The sequence below is a fragment of the Curtobacterium pusillum genome, from assembly GCF_007673235.1.
In the GTDB taxonomy this organism is placed as follows: domain Bacteria; phylum Actinomycetota; class Actinomycetes; order Actinomycetales; family Microbacteriaceae; genus Curtobacterium; species Curtobacterium pusillum_C.
The window spans coordinates 33,411-49,507 of the sequence record NZ_VDZH01000007.1 but is presented as its reverse complement, the minus strand read 5'-3'; the positions used below and the strand labels follow the sequence as shown (position 1 = coordinate 49,507).

General features: G+C 70.9%; 17 protein-coding genes. 10 read left to right on the top strand and 7 right to left on the bottom strand.

Annotation, left to right across the window (positions count from 1 at the left end; translation table 11 throughout):
- Nucleotides 1-302: 302 nt before the first annotated feature.
- The 6 genes from FS532_RS17095 to FS532_RS17070 all read right to left on the bottom strand — a co-directional run bounded on the left by FS532_RS17095 (nucleotide 303) and on the right by FS532_RS17070 (nucleotide 5,674).
- On the bottom strand, nucleotides 303-1,004 hold the full coding sequence (locus FS532_RS17095; protein WP_144756979.1) for an alpha/beta fold hydrolase: 702 nt from the start codon (nucleotides 1,002-1,004) through the stop codon (nucleotides 303-305).
- A gap of 10 nt (nucleotides 1,005-1,014) precedes the next feature.
- The gene (locus tag FS532_RS17090) at nucleotides 1,015-1,428 is read right to left on the bottom strand and encodes a Fur family transcriptional regulator (RefSeq protein WP_070417146.1); all 414 of its coding nucleotides are present in this window, start codon (nucleotides 1,426-1,428) and stop codon (nucleotides 1,015-1,017) included.
- Nucleotides 1,425-2,372, bottom strand: coding sequence for a metal ABC transporter permease (locus FS532_RS17085; RefSeq protein WP_144756977.1), 948 nt, complete (start codon nucleotides 2,370-2,372; stop codon nucleotides 1,425-1,427). The genes FS532_RS17090 and FS532_RS17085 overlap by 4 nt, the downstream gene beginning before the upstream one ends.
- A complete protein-coding gene (locus tag FS532_RS17080) occupies nucleotides 2,372-3,187 on the bottom strand; it encodes a metal ABC transporter ATP-binding protein (protein ID WP_260852796.1) in 816 nt (271 codons plus the stop codon). Before FS532_RS17080 ends, FS532_RS17085 begins: the two co-directional genes overlap by 1 nt.
- 56 nt (nucleotides 3,188-3,243) lie before the next feature.
- The gene (locus FS532_RS17075; protein WP_144756973.1) at nucleotides 3,244-4,155 is read right to left on the bottom strand and encodes a metal ABC transporter solute-binding protein, Zn/Mn family; all 912 of its coding nucleotides are present in this window, start codon (nucleotides 4,153-4,155) and stop codon (nucleotides 3,244-3,246) included.
- A 253-nt stretch (nucleotides 4,156-4,408) separates the two neighbouring features.
- Nucleotides 4,409-5,674, bottom strand: a complete 1,266-nt coding sequence (locus tag FS532_RS17070) for a PTS transporter subunit EIIC (protein ID WP_144756971.1) — start codon at nucleotides 5,672-5,674, stop codon at nucleotides 4,409-4,411.
- A gap of 178 nt (nucleotides 5,675-5,852) precedes the next feature.
- Between FS532_RS17070 and FS532_RS17065 the strand changes: the two genes are divergently transcribed.
- Both FS532_RS17065 and FS532_RS17060 read left to right on the top strand, forming a co-directional pair.
- Nucleotides 5,853-6,089 (top strand): PTS transporter subunit EIIB, encoded by a 237-nt coding sequence (locus tag FS532_RS17065; protein ID WP_069711960.1) that lies wholly within the window; start codon nucleotides 5,853-5,855, stop codon nucleotides 6,087-6,089.
- On the top strand, nucleotides 6,086-6,538 hold the full coding sequence (locus FS532_RS17060; protein WP_144756969.1) for a PTS sugar transporter subunit IIA: 453 nt from the start codon (nucleotides 6,086-6,088) through the stop codon (nucleotides 6,536-6,538). Before FS532_RS17065 ends, FS532_RS17060 begins: the two co-directional genes overlap by 4 nt.
- Before the next feature lie 110 nt (nucleotides 6,539-6,648).
- Here the strand turns inward: FS532_RS17060 and FS532_RS17055 are convergent, their stop codons facing one another.
- Nucleotides 6,649-7,389, bottom strand: coding sequence for a GntR family transcriptional regulator (locus FS532_RS17055; protein ID WP_144756967.1), 741 nt, complete (start codon nucleotides 7,387-7,389; stop codon nucleotides 6,649-6,651).
- A gap of 106 nt (nucleotides 7,390-7,495) precedes the next feature.
- Here FS532_RS17055 and FS532_RS17050 point away from each other — a divergent pair, with 106 nt between their 5' ends.
- The 8 genes from FS532_RS17050 to FS532_RS18780 all read left to right on the top strand — a co-directional run bounded on the left by FS532_RS17050 (nucleotide 7,496) and on the right by FS532_RS18780 (nucleotide 16,089).
- A complete protein-coding gene (locus FS532_RS17050; protein ID WP_144756965.1) occupies nucleotides 7,496-8,131 on the top strand; it encodes a response regulator transcription factor in 636 nt (211 codons plus the stop codon).
- Nucleotides 8,124-9,326, top strand: a complete 1,203-nt coding sequence (locus tag FS532_RS17045; RefSeq protein ID WP_144756963.1) for a sensor histidine kinase — start codon at nucleotides 8,124-8,126, stop codon at nucleotides 9,324-9,326. Before FS532_RS17050 ends, FS532_RS17045 begins: the two co-directional genes overlap by 8 nt.
- 96 nt (nucleotides 9,327-9,422) lie before the next feature.
- Nucleotides 9,423-11,447 (top strand): bifunctional lysylphosphatidylglycerol flippase/synthetase MprF, encoded by a 2,025-nt coding sequence (locus tag FS532_RS17040; RefSeq protein WP_144756961.1) that lies wholly within the window; start codon nucleotides 9,423-9,425, stop codon nucleotides 11,445-11,447.
- Complete coding sequence (locus FS532_RS17035) at nucleotides 11,444-12,724, top strand: alpha/beta hydrolase (RefSeq protein ID WP_144756959.1); 1,281 nt, start codon at nucleotides 11,444-11,446, stop codon at nucleotides 12,722-12,724. The genes FS532_RS17040 and FS532_RS17035 overlap by 4 nt, the downstream gene beginning before the upstream one ends.
- Entirely contained in the window at nucleotides 12,721-12,876 is a 156-nt protein-coding gene (locus FS532_RS18790) for a hypothetical protein (RefSeq protein ID WP_186322111.1), read from the top strand. Before FS532_RS17035 ends, FS532_RS18790 begins: the two co-directional genes overlap by 4 nt.
- Before the next feature lie 96 nt (nucleotides 12,877-12,972).
- Nucleotides 12,973-13,368, top strand: coding sequence for a lactococcin 972 family bacteriocin (locus FS532_RS17030; RefSeq protein WP_186322110.1), 396 nt, complete (start codon nucleotides 12,973-12,975; stop codon nucleotides 13,366-13,368).
- Between the two features lie 448 nt (nucleotides 13,369-13,816).
- Complete coding sequence (locus FS532_RS18785) at nucleotides 13,817-15,451, top strand: hypothetical protein (protein WP_186322109.1); 1,635 nt, start codon at nucleotides 13,817-13,819, stop codon at nucleotides 15,449-15,451.
- Entirely contained in the window at nucleotides 15,448-16,089 is a 642-nt protein-coding gene (locus FS532_RS18780) for an ABC transporter ATP-binding protein (protein ID WP_186322108.1), read from the top strand. The genes FS532_RS18785 and FS532_RS18780 overlap by 4 nt, the downstream gene beginning before the upstream one ends.
- The last annotated feature ends 8 nt before the right edge of the window (nucleotides 16,090-16,097 follow it).

The window sequence follows — 16,097 nt, the reverse complement described above, 5'->3', positions numbered from 1 at the left end:
CGCACCCAAGTTCACTTGCCTGGCACGCACGCGCTGCCGCTCGGTCTGCGACCGGGCTGTCAGCGAGGGGGTTGTGCGCGCCGCCCAGGCCCGCGGACCCTGTCGAAGGGCCTGTGAGCACCGCGCGACCGCGGCGTTCGCGACGGTCGGAGGGCTTGGAACAACTGGGCTCGCCGCGCGGACGCGGAGAACCAAGGGTCAAGCGTACGCGACGACCGGGCGTGTCGCAAACCGCGGCTTCCGGTCGTCGGCCTGGAGGCGCGCCCCGCGTCCGGCGCGCGGACGCCCGCCCGGGACGCGCCCTACGGCGCAGGCGCCTGCGTCGGCGCGGGCGCCAACGCCTGCACCATGAGCTCGCCGAGCTCCCGCGGCGCCGTGAACATCGGCCAGTGCCCCGTCTCGAGCCCCACGATCGAGAGCTCCTCGGTCGCCACGAGCTCCGCCGCCCACGTCTGGTGGTCGGCCACCATCGTCGCGAGGTCCGTCGCAGGGATCTCGCACGTGATCACCGTCGCCGGGATCGTGTGCCGTGCGGCGTCGGAGTAGTGGAACCGGTCCGACGGCACGGCCGCGGGCTCCGGGATCGCCCGGTGCTCGAAGGCCTCCCGCAGTTCAGGCGTCATGCCCCGCACGGTCGCCGGCTCCCACACGTCCCACGAGGGCAGCGGCACGACGCCGTCCACCACGGGCAGTTCGTCGTTGACGCAGCCGCCCTCCGGTCCGGGGAACGTGTCGACGTACAGCAGGTGCGCGACGAGCGAGGGCCGCTGGTCCGCTGCCATGTACGCGATCGGCCCCGCCCCGGAGTGCCCGGCGAGCACGACGGGTTCGTCAGCGGTGGCCACGTCGTCGAGCTTCTCGACCAGTGCGGCGACCTGCTCGTCGAGCGTGTCACCGTCGCGGGTGACCGCCTCGACCGAGTGACCGGCGGCGCGGAGCACCGGGGCCACCTCGTCCCAGGCGCTCGCGTCGAGCCAGAATCCGGGAACCAGGATCACGTGCATGAGGCGGAGACTACGCGCCGGTGCGGGCTGCGGTGCACGACGCGCACTCGCCGAAGATGTCCACCACGTGGCTGGCGTTCGTGAAGCCGTTCGCCGCGGCGACCTCCTGCGCCCACCGCTCCACCGGGTCGGCTTCGATCTCGACCGTGCGGCCGCAGTTCCGGCAGATCAGGTGGTGGTGGTGCGCGTCGGTCGTGCAGGCGCGGTACAGCGACTCGCCGTCCTGCTGCAGGGAGTCGGCGTCACCCTCGGTGGCCAGGTCGGAGAGCGCCCGGTACACCGTCGCCAGTCCGATCGTGGAGCCGTCGTCCCGCAGGTGCTGGTGCAGCGCCTGCGCGCTCACGAACCCCTCGGTGCTGGAGAGCGCGGTGCGCACCGCTTCGCGCTGCCACGTGTTCCGCTTCGGCTTCTGCACGGCGTTCATGCGGTGACTCCTTCCTTGCGGCTCGCGTCGGTCGACGCGTCCGGCGTTCCGGCCTGGAGGCGCGGTGCGCCCCCGCCTCGTTGGTCCCGACCCACGATCCGGTCACGTCCACGGCGGTCCTTGCGTCCGCCGACGATGCGGCAGACCACCCAGATCGCGAACGAGATCGTCGTGACGTAGGGGCTGATCGGCAGCCCGCCGCCGAGGGCGAGCAGGATCCCGCCCACGACCGACACGACCGCGAACACGGTCGACAGGATCGGCACGACGACCGGGTGCGAGCTGAGGCGCAGTGCCGCTGCCGCCGGGGTGACGAGCAGGGAGAGCACGAGGAGCGCGCCGACGATCTGCACCGACACCGCCGTCGCGAGTCCGAGGGCGAGCATGAACACGATCGCCAGGGTCCGCACCGGGATGCCGGCCGCCGCCGCGACGTCGGGGTCGACGGACGCGAACATCAGCGGGCGCCAGATCACGAGCAGCGTCGCGACGACGATCGCGGCGATGACGATGAGGAACGTCAGCTGCGGGTTGTCCACCGACACGATCTGGCCGGTGAGCAGGCCGAACTTGTTCGCCGCACGCCCCTTGTAGAGCGCGAGGCAGAGGATGCCGAGCCCGAGCCCGAACGGCATGAGGACGGCGATGATCGAGTTGCGGTCGCGGGCCTTCGACCCGAGCAGTCCGATGAGGAGCGCCGCGATGACCGACCCGACGAGCGACCCCGTGACGACGTTGACGCCGAGCAGCAGGGACGCACTCGCGCCCGCAAAGGACAGCTCCGAGATGCCGTGCACCGCGAAGGGCATGTTCCGGGCGACCACGAACGGACCGATCAGGCCACCGACGATGCCGAGCACCGCGCCCGCCCAGATCGAGTTCTGCACGAGCACGACGAGCTCGCCGTAGTCCTGGAACGAGAAGATCGTCGACCAGACGTCCATCAGATCCGTCCTTCGTCCGGTGCCGGAGCGTGCGGGTCCGGGTCGCAGTGGTGGTCGTGCGCGTCGTTCGCACCGACGATGACGATCCGCCCCATGGTCCGGACGACGTCGACGGGCGTGCCGTACAGGTCGGAGAGCACGTCGGTGCGCAGGACCTCGTCCGGCGAACCGATCCGGAACCGCCCGCCGGCGATGTAGAGCACGCGGTCGACGACGTCGAGGATCGGGTTCACGTCGTGCGTGACGAACAGCACCGCTGCGTCCTGCTGTCGGCGCTGCCGGTCGATGAGCTCGGTGACGCCGCGCTGGTGGCGGAGGTCGAGCGAGATGAGCGGTTCGTCGCACAGCAGCAGTGCGGGGTCGGCGGCGATGGCCTGCCCGACGCGGGTGCGCTGCTGCTCCCCGCCGGAGAGCTCGGCGACCGGGGCGTCCGCGAACGCCGTCGCGCCGACCTCGTCGAGGATGCGGTCGACCCGGGCTCGCTCGGCACGGCTCGCGGGCAGGATCCCCCACCGCGACCCGGTGACGCCCTGCGCGATCATGTCCCGCGCGCGGAGCGGGGTCCCGGCGTCCATCAGGCGCTGCTGCGGGATGTACCCGATCTTGCGGTGCCCGCGACGGACCGGCTGGCCGAGGAACGACATCGTGCCGGAGGTCAGCCGCTGCTGCCCGAGCACGGTCCGCAGCAGCGAGGTCTTCCCGGCACCGTTCGGCCCGAGCACGGCGACGAACTCGCCCGGCGCCAGGTCGAGGTCGAGGTGCGACCAGAGCCGGCGCGCACCGTAGGAGAGCTCGGCGTCCCGCAGCGCGAGCACGGCGGAACCGCCACTGCCGGGGGCAGTGACGGTTCGCGAGGGACTCTGGAGGGCGGTCACTTCTGGAGCGCCGCCTGCACCGCGTCGATGTTCGCCTGCTGCCACGAGACGTAATCCTCCCCCTTCGGGAGCGTCTCCGTGACACCGACGACCGGGATGCCGTTGTCCTCGGCCGCCTTCTTGACCTGTTCGGTCTCCGGGCTGGAGGTCTGGTCGTTGTACGCCAGGACCTTCACGGTCTTGTTCGTGAACAGCTTGAGGGTGTCGTTGAGCGCGGCCGGCGGGACGTCGTCGCCCTCCTCGATCGCCTCGGAGAAGGCCTCGGGCGTGACGTTGTCGAGCCCGATCGCGTCGAACAGGTAACCGGGCACGGGCTCGGTGTACGAGACCTTCTCGCCCGCGTACGTCTTCTTCAGGTCGGCGGTCGCGGTCTCGAGCCCCTCGAGCTTCGTCGTCAGCGCGTCGGCGTTCTTCGTGAACTCGCCCTTGTCCGCGCTGTCGAGCTCGCCGAGGCGCTTCGACACGTCGGCCACGAGCTTCACCATCGTCGGGTAGCTGTAGAACACGTGCTCGTTGAACTCGGTGTCCCCGCCCTCGTCGAGCCCCGAGAGCTTCACGACGTTGATCGTGTCGGCCTCCGTGCTCGACGCGTCGGCGAGCGTGGTCATGAAGTCGTCGTACCCGCCCCCGTTCTCGATGAGGAGGTCGGCCTTCGACACGGCGAGCTGCGTCTTCGCGCTGGACTCGAACGAGTGCGGGTCCTGCGACGGGTCGTTGAGGATGCTCGTGACGGACACGTGGTCGCCGCCGATCGCCTCGACGATCGAGCCGTAGACGTTCGTGGAGGCGACGACCCGGACGGTGCCGTCGCCCGAGGCGTCACCGGAGGCAGAGGACGTCGCGCAACCGGTCAGGGCGAGCGCGGCGGCGCCGGCGACGAGCGGCAGGGCGAGGAGACGGTTGTGCATGTCCTCGAGCGTAGAGCTAGTTGATAACGGTTGTCAAAACCACTCTCATGAAGCCAGCGCGGGTGTCGTTCCGCGCGTCGGAGGCCGTTCCGCGCGTAGGAAGCCGTTCCGCGCATGGAGAGCAGGAAGTTCCGGCCTCCTACGCGCGAATCCGCTTCCTACTGCGCGCGGCATGGGAAGGAACACACGCCGTGACGGACGGGAGGCGCGGTGCCAGCTGGCACCGCGCCTCCAGTCCGTCAGGTGGTGACGTCTACGGCTTCGTGGCCGCGTCGATCGTGTTCTCCGCGATCGTGTCGTCCTCACGCCCGGGCGTCCGGAGGTTCCACTTCTTGATCACGAAACTGAACAGGAAGTAGTAGATCACCGCGTACCCGAGGCCGATCGGGATGAGCCAGATCGCCCCGTCGGCCTTGCCGAAGTTCAGGACGAAGTCGATCGCGCCGGCCGAGAACGAGAACCCGTCGTGGATCCCGAGCGCGTTCACGAGGGCGAGCGACGTGCCCGTGAGGACCGCGTGGATGACGTAGAGCGGGAACGCCACGAACATGAACGAGTACTCGAGGGGCTCGGTGATGCCGGTCACGAACGAGGTGAGCGCGGCCGAGATCATGATGCCGCCGACGAGCTTGCGGTTCTGCGGCTTGGCGTTGCGCCAGATGGCGAGGGCACCAGCCGGCAGGGCGAACATCATGATCGGGAAGAACCCGGTCTGGAAGATGCCTGCGGTCGGGTCGCCCGCGAGGAAGCGCGGGATGTCGCCGTGGACGATGTCACCGGCGGCGTTCGTGAAGCTCCCGAGCTGGAACCACGGGAAGAAGTTCAGCAGCTGGTGGAGACCAATCGGGATGAGCATCCGGTTCGCGAACCCGAAGATGCCGCCACCGATGACGGCGTTGTCCGCGACCGCGGTGCCGGCTGCGGTGAGCGCGATGTCGAAGTACCGGTAGACGAAGGACATCAGCACAGCGATCACGAGGCCGGCGGCCGCAGTGAGGATCGGGACGAGGCGACGTCCGGAGAAGAAGCCGAGGAAGTCGGGCATCTTCGTCCGGTGGAACTTCTCCCACATCACTGCGGAGACGAGGCCCATGACGATGCCGCCGAGCACGCCGTAGTTGATGACCGCCTGGTCTCCGTTGGCGTTCTTCACACCGTCGAGCACGACCGGGGACATCACCGCGAACACCTGGTACATGACCATGTAGCCGACGACCGCGGCGAGCGCCGTCGTGCCGTCCGACTTCTTCGCCCACCCGATCGCGATGCCGACGGCGAACAGCAGCGGGAGCCACGTGAAGATGGCCTGTCCCGCAGCCGAGATGACGCTGGCGCCCGTCTCGAAGCCCGGGATGGCACCGAGGAGGTCGGGCTGGCCGATGCGGTTCAGGATGCCCGCCGCCGGCATGACCGCGATCGGGAGCAGCAGGCTGCGTCCGAGTCGCTGGGCGTTCGCGAAGACCTTGGACTGCTTCTTCGGCTTCTTCTCCGGCACGTCCGCGGCAGTGGTGATGCTCATCGGAAGTCCTCTCGTCATTGGGTGGAGCTGTCGGAGTGGGTTGAGTCGTGCAGCCAGCGCAGGTAACCTCGGCGGTACCACCAGGTCCGGTCCTGTCCGGTCATGACCAGTTCCGTAGTCTGAACCGAGACCGGGCGCATGTCAACCTGGCGCTCACACCCTTAACGAGGAGGAAACGATGGCTGACATCAAGGCCGCCGACATCATCGCCGCGCTCGGCGGGGTCGACAACATCGAAGAGGTCGAGGGCTGCATCACGCGCCTCCGCGTCGAGGTGGAGGACGGAGACCTCGTCGACAAGGCCGCACTGCAGGCCGCTGGGGCCCAGGCCGTCGTCGGTGGCGGCACCGGCTGGCAGGTCATCGTCGGCACGGTCGCCGACAACCTCGCGCAGGACATCCAGGACGAGCTGTGACGAGCGTCCGGACCCCGTTCGCGGGCCCGGTCGTTGCACTCTCCGACGTGCCGGACCCGGTGTTCGCCGGGCAGCTCGTCGGCGCGGGCGTCGCGGTGGACCCGACCGGCGTCGAGGGTGCGGTCACCGCGGTGGCGCCCGTCGACGGCTCGATCGTGAAGCTGCACCCGCACGCCTTCGCCCTGCAGGGCTCGGCGGGGACCGACGTCCTCGTGCACGTCGGCATCGACACCGTGAAGCTCTCGGGCGAGGGCTTCGAGCTCCTTGCCGCCGAGGGTGACACCGTGAGCGCCGGTGACCCCGTCGTCCGGTTCACCCCCTCGGTGATCTCGGCCGCCGGCTACTCGCCGATCTGCCCCGTCGTGGTGCTCGGCTCCGCGCCGGACTCCATCGCACAGGACACCGTCGGCACGACCGTCCGCGACGGCGACGCGCTCTACGAGGCGTAACCCGCACGCACGAGACCCAGGCCCCGTCCGTCGCACGCCGACGGGCGGGGCCGACCCGTGCCTCCAGGCCGGCGCAGTGACGCGACGTGACGTGACGCGACGCGACGGCCCTACGCGACCGCCTGCGGCGCCGTCGCCGTGACCTCCATCTGCACGCGGTACCGGTCCGACCGGTACCACGAGCGGGAGTGCTCCACGGGGCGGTCGCCCGAGTACGACACCCGGTCGAACTCCAGGACCGGCGCACCCGTCTTCGTGCCGAGCAGGGTCGCGACGTCGTCGGCCGCGGGCTTCGCCGCCACGGTCTGCTGCGCCCGATCGATCGGCGTGCCGTACTCGACGGCCGCCAACGAGTAGACCGACCCGGACAGGTCGTGGTCGAGGAGGCCGGGGAACGCCTCGGCGGAGAGCCACGCGTCGTCGATCGACACCGGGGCGCCGTCCGCCATCCGGAGGCGCTTCAGGTGGTAGGCCGTGTCGGTCTCGCCGAGTCGGAGTGCCGCAATCGTGTCCGCCGGCGGGACCTTCTCCTCGCGCACGAGCACGACCGTCGTGGGGACGTGTCCGAGCGCACGCATCTCCTCGGTGAAGGACGCCAGGTGCAGCGTGGACTGCACGGGACGGTGCGCCACGAAGGTGCCCTTGCCGCGCACGCGCTCGAGGTAGCCCTCGTTGACGAGCTGCCCGAGGGCCTCGCGCACGGTGATCCGCGAGACGCCGTACTCGGCGATGAGCTGCCGTTCGGAGGGGATCGCGGCGCCGGGGGCCAGGCGCGAGGTGGCGAGCTCGAGGAGGATGCGCCGCAGCTGCTGGTGCTTCGGCTCGGCGCCCTCGGTGATGCGGCTCGTCATGCGTCCCTCGTGCTCCGTCGCTGGTCGTCAGGGTGGTCATGCGCGGACATGACCAGTTGGCATCACAGTAGCGAGTCCCCCTCGGAACGCCAACGTGCATGACAAGATGACGGCCGTGACAACCGTGGTGATCGTCGACGACGAGACGCTCGTCCGCTACGGCTTCGAGCTGATCCTCGGTGCCGCGCCGGACATCGACGTCGTGGCCACGACCGGGGACGTCGACGCCGTGCAGGTCATCCGGTCGCACGCACCCGACGTCGTGCTCCTGGACGTGCGGATGCCGCGGGTGAACGGTCTCGAGGTCCTCCGCGAGCTGCAGACCCTCGCCGATCCACCGGCGGTGGCGATGCTCACCACCTTCGACACCGACGAGTACGTCGGTCAGGCCATGGAACTCGGCGCCGCGGGGTTCCTGCTCAAGGACACCGATCCCGAGGGACTCGCCGAGTACGTCCGGGTCCTCGCCCGCGGCGGCGTGGTCCTCGCACCCGGCGTCGACCGGTCTCGTCTGTTCGCCGCGCGGCCACCGGGCCAGGTGCCGCCGTCGCTGTCCGAGCGCGAGCACGCGGTCCTGCGGCTGGTCGCCGACGGCGCGAGCAACCCGGACATCGGGCAGCGCCTCGGCGTGAGCACCGGCACCGTCAAGGAGGACGTCCGCGGCCTCCTCGCCGCGTTCGGCGTCCCGACACGGGTCCAGCTCGCACTGCGTGCGGCCGAGGCGGGACTGCTGGATGGCTGAGCAGTCGGCGGCCACCCGCCTCCGGCGGGTCCTCACCGCGACCGACGGGAGGCTCGACCGCCTCGTCGACGCCGGCCTGCGCTGGGCGCGCACCCACCGGGCACCCTGGTGGCTGGTCGACGCGTTCTTCGTCGCGGCCGCCGTCGCCGACGCCGTGCTCGACATCTCGGGAGCGACGACGGTCGAGACGTGGTTGTCGCTGCTGGCGGCAGCGGCGCTGCTGCTCCGTCGCCGGTTCCCGGTGCTCGCGTTCGCCCTGACGGTGCCCGGACTGTTCGTCGGGTCCGCGGTGGTCGCCGCCAGCATCGCGCTGTTCACCCTCGGGGAGCGCACGGACCGTCGCTGGCTCATGCTCCTCGCCGCGCTCGTGCAGTTCGTCGGGTTCGGCGGGTTCGTGGGACCGCCGCAGACCCTCGACGAGATCGTCGTGTCCGTCGTCTACGCCCTCATCTTCGCGCTCGGCCCCCTCGCCGTCGGGCTGCTCGTGCAGACCCGGGCACGCCTGACCGAACAGCTCGACCTCGCCCGGCGCGCGCAGGAGGACGAGCGCCGGCAGGCAGCAGCGGTCGCGCTCTCCCGTGAGCGGGCGCTCCTGGCGCGGGAGATGCACGACGTCGTCTCGCACCAGGTCACCCTCATCGCCGTGCAGGCCGGGGCGATGCAGATGGCGGGGCGGGACGAGGCCGAGCGTGGGTTCGCCCGGACCATCCGGCAGTTGTGCGTCGTGACCCTGCAGGAGCTGCGCGAGATGGTGCAGGTGCTCCGGGCGTCCGGCGGCACCGACCGCGAGATCGCCCCGCAGCCGGTGCTCGCCGACCTGCCGCGGCTCGTCGCCGAGAGCGGCCTGGAGACCAGCACGACCGTCGACCTGCCGGACACCCTCTCGCAGCCGCTGCAGCGCGCCGTGTACCGGTTCGTCCAGGAGGGGCTGACGAACGTCCGGAAGCACGCCCCCGACGCGACCGTCCGGGTGAGCGGCCGGATCCACGCCGGGCAGGTGCTCGTGGACGTCGTGAACGGGCCGGCGCGAGCCGACCGTCTCGAGCTCCCCGGGTCCGGCCTCGGGCTGATCGGCCTCGGCGAGCGGGCGTCACTCCTCGGCGGGAGCATGGAGTCCGGTCCGCAGCCCGACGACGGGTTCGCGCTGCACCTGCGGCTCCCGGTCGAGCACGTGCCGGCCGCGCGCCCGGTCTGACCGTCATCCTCCGAGCCACCCGGACTGGCCGATCGGCCATCGTGGTTCACACCCCGGAGCGATGACGCGGAGCCCGCAACCGGCTGGGATGAGATCGTGGCACCTCAAGCTCTGCTCGGACGACTTCGTCGCTTCCCGGTCTCCGTCGTCGTGGCCGTCGTGGCGGCCGTCCTCGTCGTGTCCGCCCGGATGGCCCACGCCGAACCCGACTTCCCGCACCACCCGCCCGTCGCCTGCTTCGCGCTCGTCGCGGTGGTGCTGACGACCGTCATCGCGGAACGCTCGCTCGGTTCGCTCCGGACCCTCGTCATCGGCGTCGCCGCACCCGCGATCGCCGTGCTCGGGACCCTGGCCACGGTGTCGATCGGCGCCGCGTTCGGCGAGGCGCACGCGGAGTTCGCCGTCGGCCAACCGCTCTTCGCGCCCTCGATCGTGGCCGCGGCGTTGCTCGGTGCGGCCACCGCCTCGATGCCGACCCAGCACCGCTGGCGGACCCGGGCCGCGCTGTGGACCGTGGTCCTGACGCTCGTCCTGTTCGCCGGCCACGGGTCGGACCTGGCGCGTGCCCTGGCGACCCTGCTCGGGACCGCAGCCGGCGTGTTCGTCGTGCGCCGTGCCTCCAGGCCGGAGACCCGCACCACCCGCGATGCGGTGAGCGCACGCACGTTCGTCGTGAGCGCCCTCATCGCGCTCGGCGCGGGCACGCTCGTGACCCTCGTCGTCCCGGACCCGGACGGCGTGCTGTCCGTCTTCGTGGACGCGATGAGCGACCGCTCGGTCGTCGTGGTCGGCGTCCTGCTCCTCTGCGCGGCCTGGCTCGTGCACCGCGGCCGACCTGCCGGGTTCGCCCTGGCGACCGGGGTCCTCGTCGTCCTGATGGTCGTGCTGGTGGACGTGTTCGTCATCGAGCCGGTGCGCTCCGACGCCGTGCAGTGGCAGGGCCTCGGCCTGGACGCCCTGGAGTGGCAGGTCACGCTGCTCGGTGCCTGGCTCGTGCCCGCCGCTGTCCTGCTCGCCGTCCTCGGGCTGCACGGCCGGCTCGTCCGCAAGCGGTTCCGCGCCGCCGGCCCGTGCCGTGACGACCTCGTCGAGATGCTGCGAGACGGCGATGCCGGGACCCTCGGGCACATGGGCACCTGGCGCGGGAACGCGACCTGGACACACCCGGACGGCCTCGGCGCGGTGGCCTACCGCGTGCGCGGCGACGTCGCGCTCACCGTGTCCGACCCGGCGTGCGCGGCGGCCGACCGTGCCGCGGTGCTGGCCGCGTTCACGGCGTTCTGCGAGCGGAACGGGTGGGTGCCGGCGTTCACGAGTGTGCACGAGCCGGTGCGGGAGATCCTCGTCGCCGAGGGCTGGTCCGCCCTGCCCGTCGGGGTGGAGTCCGTGCTCGACGTGACCGCGTTCGACCTGCGCGGCAAGAAGCGCCAGGACCTCCGCACCGCGTCGAACCGGGCCGACCGTGAAGGCGTGCGCGACGAGTGGACCACGTTCGGCGCGCTCGACGACGCCCGTCGCGCCGAGGTCGAGTCGATCTGCACCCGCTGGGCCGCCGACCGTCGACTGCCCGAGATGGGGTTCACCCTCGGCGGGTTCCGCGAGCTCGACGACCCGGACGTCCGACTGATGCTCGCCGTCGCGCCGGACGGCCACGTGACCGCCGTGACGAGCTGGCTGCCCGTGTACGAGCACGGCACGCTGACCGGGTACACGCTCGACGTCATGCGCCGCGGCGAGGACGGGATGCCCGGCGTGATGGAGTTCCTCATCGCCCGGACGGCGCTCCGTGCCCGGGACGCCGGCCTCACCACGATCAGCCTCTCCGGCACGCCGCTCGCCGCGCACGCCGGCGCCGGGTCACTCGTCGCGCGTGGCTCGATGCTCCTCGCCCAGGTGCTCGAGCCCGTGTACGGATTCCGGTCGCTGCAGCGCTTCAAGGAGAAGTTCGGCGCACGGCACGAGCCGCTCTGGATCGTCGTCCCGACGGCCCTGCACGTGCCGCGGGTGGCCAGGGCGCTGGCGTCGGCGTACGTCCCGGGTCTCCGACCGAAGCACCTGTGGGCGCTGCGGCAGGCGCACCGCAGCGCGGCGACCGGCCGCAGCAACGCCGTGCGCTCGTGAGCCCGACCGAGTGGCTGCTCGCGACGCAGCTGCAGGCGCCGTCGAAGCTCGTCCCGATCGACGTCACGTTCGCGGTGCTCGCGGTCGTCGTGCTGCTCCCGGTCGTCCGGTCGTGGCGTGATCGCCGTGCGTGGCGGTCCGTCGGACTGCGGGCCGCGATCGCCGGCGCTGCAGCCGTCGTCGTGCTCGTCGTGTGCTGGATCGTGAGCGACGTCCTGAACCTGTTCGGGGTCGCCCTCAGCCCGGTCACCCGGATGTGGGTCGCGATCGCGGCAGCCGGTCTCGCCCTGGCCGTCACCGCCATCGTGCAGGGCGGACGATGGCGCCGGGTGCTCGCCGTGGTGCTCGTGCCGGCAGCACTCCTCGTCCCCGCGCTCGGGGTGAACGTCGAGTTCGCCAAGTACCCGACGCTCGGGACCGTCGTGCAGAGCAACCCCTACCCCGCACTCGACCTCTCCTCCGCGCCCCTGCCCTCGCAGCCCACCGTCGGCGAGGTCCGCACCGTCGACATCCCCGGCAGCCGCTCCGACTTCCCGGCCCGCCCCGCGGTCGTCTACCTGCCACCAGCCGCCCTCGTCCGCGATCCCGCGCCGCTGCCCGTGGTCCTCGCGTTCGCCGGCCAGCCCGGCGCCCCGAGCGACATGTTCACCGCCGGGCAGATGGGTACCGTGCTCGACGCCTACGCTGCAGCGCACCACGGTCGCGCCCCGATCGTCGTCTCCGTCGACCAGCTCTCCGCGCCGGGGCTGAACACCATGTGCGTCGACTCGCGGCTCGGGAAGTCCGCGACCTACGTCACCGAGGACGTCCCCCGCTGGCTCACCGCACACCTGCCCGTCACCACCGACCGGCAGGCGTGGGGCCTCGTCGGCTTCTCGCAGGGAGCGACCTGCGCCATGCAGTTCCTCACCAGAGCGCCCGACCGGTTCGGAGCGGCCCTCGCGATCTCGAGCGAGATGCAGCCGACGGACCAGAGCCCGCAGCACAGTGCCGACCAGGCCTTCGGCGGGTCGGTGGCGGCGTGGAAGGCGGCTGCCCCGATCGCGCAGATGCGAGCACACGGGCTCGGTGGGCACGCCGTCTGGTTGACGGCGGGGTCCTCCGACCACGCGTTCAGTCGCAACGCCCGGGTGCTCGGTGCGGCCGCGCGGAAGGCCGGGGCGCGCACCGACGTCGCGTTCGCGCCCGGCAGCGGTCACGACTGGAACACCGTGCAGTGGTCGCTGCGGACGGACTTGCCGCGCGAGGCCGACGTGCTGTTCGGGGCGCTGCGGTGAACCACGTCGTCATCGGTGTGGTCGCCCTCGTCGCCGTCGTTGCCCTGACGCTCTGCCCGCTTGCCGCGGTGCCGGTGACGGGAGCACTGTTGGCCGTCACCACGATCTGTGCAGCGTTGGGCGGTGCCCCGCGGAACCGTCACGACGGTTGATCGATGATCGCCGATATTCACATCTGACGTTTTTGACATCGCCGTTCACTCCCTGCCACGATGAGGCGCCTCACTAGGGGCAGTGAAAGGCGAATGATGCAGAACACGAAGGTGAAGGTCCTCCTCGGCCTCGGGCTGTCGATCGGTCTGATCGCAGGGACAGCCACGACCGCATCGGCCACGCCGGACGAGGTCCTGGGGTCGGGCTCCGAGGCCGGTGGCGTCGTGATCGCCGACTCCGGAGCCGGGTCGACGGGCGAGACCTCGGGGGTCTCCACGAGGGCGGGCGACGGCGGGGGCGGGAGCTTCTGGCAGTGGGGAGTCGGCAAGGACGACACGTGGTCGAACTACTTCCGTGAGAAGCGGTGCCACGGTGCCACTGCGGTGGGCAAGAAGTCCAAGCGAGTGTCCAACGTCCCGGGCGGCAAGTACGCGATGGCGATGACGCCGAAGGCTTCCAGTGGCAACAAGGCGTACTACCACAACTGCTGATCGCGCCACGGGCGCTCCTACCGGGAGCGCCCGTGCACGCCGGTCCCGGAAGAGTAGGCCCGTCATCCGATCCGTCACGATGGCGTACGTCGTCCCGCCGCTCCTCGCGTTCGTGCTGGGCTTCATCGGCCTGACACAGGTGAGCGAAGCCGGACTCGTCGGAGCGTCGTCGACAGTGACCGCGGCGGCGGGCAGCGAGACCGGATCCAACCAGCGAGTCGCTGCCGCACTCGAACGCATCGCGCGGGCCGAGGACGCGACCATCGTGCGCGTCGTGGCGGACAGATCGGCCCCCACCATTCGCCGCGTGGCACTCGTCACCGATGCTCCGGCGAGCCGGGGTGAGTCGTGGCTCCGAGACGGCTACGCGGACTTCTCGAGCGCCATCACGACCGACGTCCGGCCCATGGCAGACCTGGACCAGTTCGACCCCACGGGGACCTACGACGTGTTCGGTGACGAACGAGCACGACGAGCGACCATCGATGCGCTGACGGGGGTGGGCTACGACGTGACGTCTGAGCGTACCCCGCTGCTCCGTCGCGTCGGGATCGCCGACGGCATCAACGGGGCACTCGGCCTCATCGCCGTCCTGACACTGGGATCCTCGGTCTTGTGCTTGATGGGGACGGTCGGGTCGCCCCGCCGTTGCGCGGTGCGGCGGCTGCACGGGAGGGGCACCGCGTCAATCCTGCTCGCCGAACTGGCAGAGACCCGAACCGCCTTGCTCATCGTCGCGATCGCGGCCCCGTGCGCGGCGACCGCGCTCGCGTTCCACAACGGGCTGGCGGATGTGATGACGTTCGGCGTGGCGGTCGCGATCCTCTGCGGAGCGCTTCTCGCTCCCCTCGTCGCCACGCACGCAGTCGGCACGCTCGTAGCGTGCCGCCGACCGATGGCCGAGGCGCTTCGAGGCGCACGGCCACCTGGGCCGCTCTTGGTCGTGCTCCAAGGAGCACGCGTCCCGGCGCTCCTCCTGCTCGTCGCGGCGGCGTTCGACCTCGTCGGGGCCGTCGCCGTCGTTCGATCAGGCAGCGCTGAGCGCGACCTGCGGGCCGCCGGGGAAACGGTCCAGCTCTGGGTCACCCCGGACCCACGCCCAGTGGACACGCAATCGTACTGGGACCGGATCGGCGAGTTCGCCGGACGTGCTCTCGACCACGGAGACGCGCTTCTCGCAGCACCGGTCGAGGTGTCCACGGGGCACGGCCGGAGCGTGGCACCCGCGTTGTTCGTGGACTCCGGCTACCTGCAGCTGCAGGACGTCCGCGCGGAGGACGGCACTCGTCTCACCAACGCGGGCCGGGGCATCTCAGTCTGGCTGCCCGAGCACACCGAGATCGACTCGGATCGGCTCGTCCAGGCCCTGTCCGAATGGGAGCTCCGAGACGCGCCAGCCGCTGCGCTCGCAGGCATCACGGTCGGCCGACTCGCCGCACAGGAGCTGTACTCGTATCCCGGTGATTCGACGTCGCGGGCATGGCTCGACGACGCGATCTTGGTCGTCGTGCCGGAACCGGCTTCGGCGTTATCTGCGGATCTCCTCGGCTCATGGCTGTCCAGTGGGGACGTCGTGTTCGGCTCGCGGGTCGCCGCCGAGCGCGCAATCCGAGCGTCCGATGTCGACCGGGAGTTCAGCGCCGTCGTCGATGTGGGTCAAGTGGCCGCGGAAGAAGCTCGGATTGCCGCGCGCATGGTCGGGATCGGAGTTGCCGGAGTGGCGAGCGCCTTCGTCGTCAGCGGGGCGCTCGCGGCGCTCAGCGCGATCGCGCATCGACGCCGGTACGGCCGCGCTCACTTCGCGAAGGTCGCTGCCGGCACGCCCTTCTTGCGGGCGAACGGCAGTCTTCTGGTGATCGAAGCGATGCTGCTGACCGTTTCCGCGGTCGTCACGATCAACACCTGGTGGGGTCTCCGGCCCGACGGAGCCGGACTCCACTCGTCACTGGACCCAGTCACCCAGACTGCGGGAGTCGCGGCTGCGTTCGCCGCTGGCGCGCTCGCTCTGGTCTGTGTCACCAGCCTGGCGGCGATCGCGACGACGGCGAGGGGTGTCACCCGAACACGAGGGAACGGATCATGATGATCGAAGTGCGCAGCGCTGACAAGCGGCGCGGACGACGGGTGCTCTGGCACGACCTGACGTTCGACGTGGACCGCGGTGAGACCCTCGCCGTCATCGGCCCGAGCGGATCCGGGAAGTCGACACTCCTCGACTGCCTGGGCCACATCGACAGGTTCGACTCCGGATCGATTCGGATCAACGGTGTGGTCGCCGGCGGACGAGGTCGAAGCGCGCGTCTCGTCCGCCGAGATCACCTGGGCTACCTCTTCCAGGACTTCGGGTTGGTACCTGACATGACTGTGCAGGCGAACATCGACATCGCCCGGGTGCCAGGCAGGAAGCGTCGTGGAGAAGCCGTGCGCACAGCCGCAGCACTGGAGCGGGTGGGCCTCGTCGGCAGGGCGACTGACCGCGCTCACGAGCTCAGCGGCGGAGAGCAGCAACGTGTGGCCCTCGCCCGCCTGCTGGTCAAGCAGCCTGACGTCATCCTCGCCGACGAACCGACGAGCGCACTCGACGGGACCAATGCGGCGATGGTGCTCGATCTGCTCGACGAGTTCGCCGGCTCGGGCGCCGCGGTGATCGTGGCGACGCATGCAGCAGACGTGGAAGCACGAGCATCCAAGACGGTCTCGCTGTACGCCTCCGACGGGTGAACGGCGGT

What these genes read in the sequence shown, in the direction of transcription:
- FS532_RS17090 (WP_070417146.1), bottom strand. Translation starts at nt 1,428, where the DNA reads ATGAACGCCGTGCAGAAGCCGAAGCGGAACACGTGGCAGCGCGAAGCG.
- FS532_RS17065 (WP_069711960.1), top strand. Translation starts at nt 5,853, where the DNA reads ATGGCTGACATCAAGGCCGCCGACATCATCGCCGCGCTCGGCGGGGTC.
- FS532_RS17095 (WP_144756979.1), bottom strand. Translation starts at nt 1,004, where the DNA reads ATGCACGTGATCCTGGTTCCCGGATTCTGGCTCGACGCGAGCGCCTGG.
- FS532_RS17075 (WP_144756973.1), bottom strand. Translation starts at nt 4,155, where the DNA reads ATGCACAACCGTCTCCTCGCCCTGCCGCTCGTCGCCGGCGCCGCCGCG.
- FS532_RS18780 (WP_186322108.1), top strand. Translation starts at nt 15,448, where the DNA reads ATGATGATCGAAGTGCGCAGCGCTGACAAGCGGCGCGGACGACGGGTG.
- FS532_RS17070 (WP_144756971.1), bottom strand. Translation starts at nt 5,674, where the DNA reads ATGAGCATCACCACTGCCGCGGACGTGCCGGAGAAGAAGCCGAAGAAG.
- FS532_RS17050 (WP_144756965.1), top strand. Translation starts at nt 7,496, where the DNA reads ATGACGGCCGTGACAACCGTGGTGATCGTCGACGACGAGACGCTCGTC.
- FS532_RS17055 (WP_144756967.1), bottom strand. Translation starts at nt 7,389, where the DNA reads ATGACGAGCCGCATCACCGAGGGCGCCGAGCCGAAGCACCAGCAGCTG.
- FS532_RS17045 (WP_144756963.1), top strand. Translation starts at nt 8,124, where the DNA reads ATGGCTGAGCAGTCGGCGGCCACCCGCCTCCGGCGGGTCCTCACCGCG.
- FS532_RS17085 (WP_144756977.1), bottom strand. Translation starts at nt 2,372, where the DNA reads ATGGACGTCTGGTCGACGATCTTCTCGTTCCAGGACTACGGCGAGCTC.
- FS532_RS17030 (WP_186322110.1), top strand. Translation starts at nt 12,973, where the DNA reads ATGCAGAACACGAAGGTGAAGGTCCTCCTCGGCCTCGGGCTGTCGATC.